General features: G+C 70.5%; 2 protein-coding genes and 1 pseudogene. All 3 read left to right on the top strand.

Annotated features, from left to right (window positions below; translation table 11 throughout):
- Positions 1-68: 68 nt before the first annotated feature.
- A complete protein-coding gene (locus tag ACFVX6_RS40930; protein WP_389699665.1) occupies positions 69-527 on the top strand; it encodes an RrF2 family transcriptional regulator in 459 nt (152 codons plus the stop codon).
- Between the two features lie 108 nt (positions 528-635).
- Positions 636-782, top strand: coding sequence for a putative leader peptide (locus ACFVX6_RS40925; RefSeq protein WP_389699664.1), 147 nt, complete (start codon positions 636-638; stop codon positions 780-782).
- A gap of 244 nt (positions 783-1,026) precedes the next feature.
- Positions 1,027-1,229: pseudogene (locus ACFVX6_RS40920) on the top strand (sulfate ABC transporter substrate-binding protein); the annotation flags it as partial.

Genomic DNA, 1,229 nt, shown 5'->3' with positions numbered 1-1,229 from the left:
TACCCGCCCCGCGGCCGGCGGCGCACCCGCGGCGGACGCCGGACGCGGGCATGCGGGATAATGGCGGCATGCGGATCTCAGCCAGGGCGGACTACGCGGTACGTGCCGCACTGCAGCTTGCCGCGTCGCAGGATGACGGGCCGCTGAAGGCCGAGGTCATCGCCGACGCCCAGGACATCCCGCACAAGTTCCTCGAAGGCATCCTGAACGACATGCGCCGAGGCGGTCTCGTACTGAGCCAGCGCGGCGGCAACGGCGGCTACTGGCTGGCCAAGCCCGCCCAGTCCATCAGCATCGCGGACGTCATCCGCGTCGTGGACGGACCGCTCGTCTCGGTGCGCGGGGTTCGCCCTCCCGATCTGACGTACACCGGCCCCGCCGAGGCTCTCCTCCCCCTGTGGATCGCCCTTCGGGCCAACGTGCGCGAGATCCTCGACGGCGTGACGCTCGCGGACGTCGCGTCGTCCGACCTGCCCCCCGACGTGTCCGCCCTGTCCCGCACGCCTGACGCCTGGACCAATCCCTAACCCCTCCCCTTCCCTCCACCCCTGCCCCACCTGCGGTTTCTCACATCTCGAGATACAACCGTCCAGGATGTGGTCGGCATCTTGGGGCACGCCTTCCCGTCTGCCAATATGCCTACCAACCAGGTGGGAAAACTAGGAAACAGGGGTGAGGCAACCGTGCGGACAGTGCAGCGCGCCGGCCGGATCCTGCCCCTGACCTCCCGCCGGCACATCGACCTGGCCCGTACGTCCAGCGCCATCTGTCAGCCTTCCTGACACCGGCCGCAGGGCCTGGTACCCCGCGCAGGGCTCTGCCCGGGGCGCCGTGCAGCCCCTCGCCGTCGGCCGGCCCGGCCCCTCGGCCGACATCACCGCCCGCATGCTCCAGCGATCCCGCCACGCACGGCCGGGAGCGGCTGCCGCACGTGCCGACGGCTCGGCGTCGCCGTCTCCGTACCGCCTCTTCTCCGTACTTCCCCCGTCCGTACCTCCCCGACCGCACCCGTGAAAGGACACTTCCGTGTCTGCCGCAAGACCGCTCACCACCCTGCGTGCCATCGCCGTGACCGCTGCGCTCCCCCTGCTGCTCACCGCCTGCGGCTACGGTTCCGAGGCCGAGAAGGACGATGCTCCCGCGAAGGAGAACGTCGCCGCCGACGCCAAGAAGCTGTCGGCCTCCGAGGTCCGCATCGGCTACTTCCCCAACCTGACCCACGCCACCGC

Origin of the sequence: Streptomyces sp. NPDC058289 (assembly GCF_042880975.1) — a bacterium.
Taxonomy (GTDB): domain Bacteria; phylum Actinomycetota; class Actinomycetes; order Streptomycetales; family Streptomycetaceae; genus Streptomyces; species Streptomyces stoeckheimensis.
This window is presented reverse-complemented; position numbering and strand designations above follow the sequence as displayed.

Coding starts and splice junctions, on each gene's coding strand:
- ACFVX6_RS40925 (WP_389699664.1), top strand. CDS start 636: ATGCCTACCAACCAGGTGGGAAAACTAGGAAACAGGGGTGAGGCAACC.
- ACFVX6_RS40930 (WP_389699665.1), top strand. CDS start 69: ATGCGGATCTCAGCCAGGGCGGACTACGCGGTACGTGCCGCACTGCAG.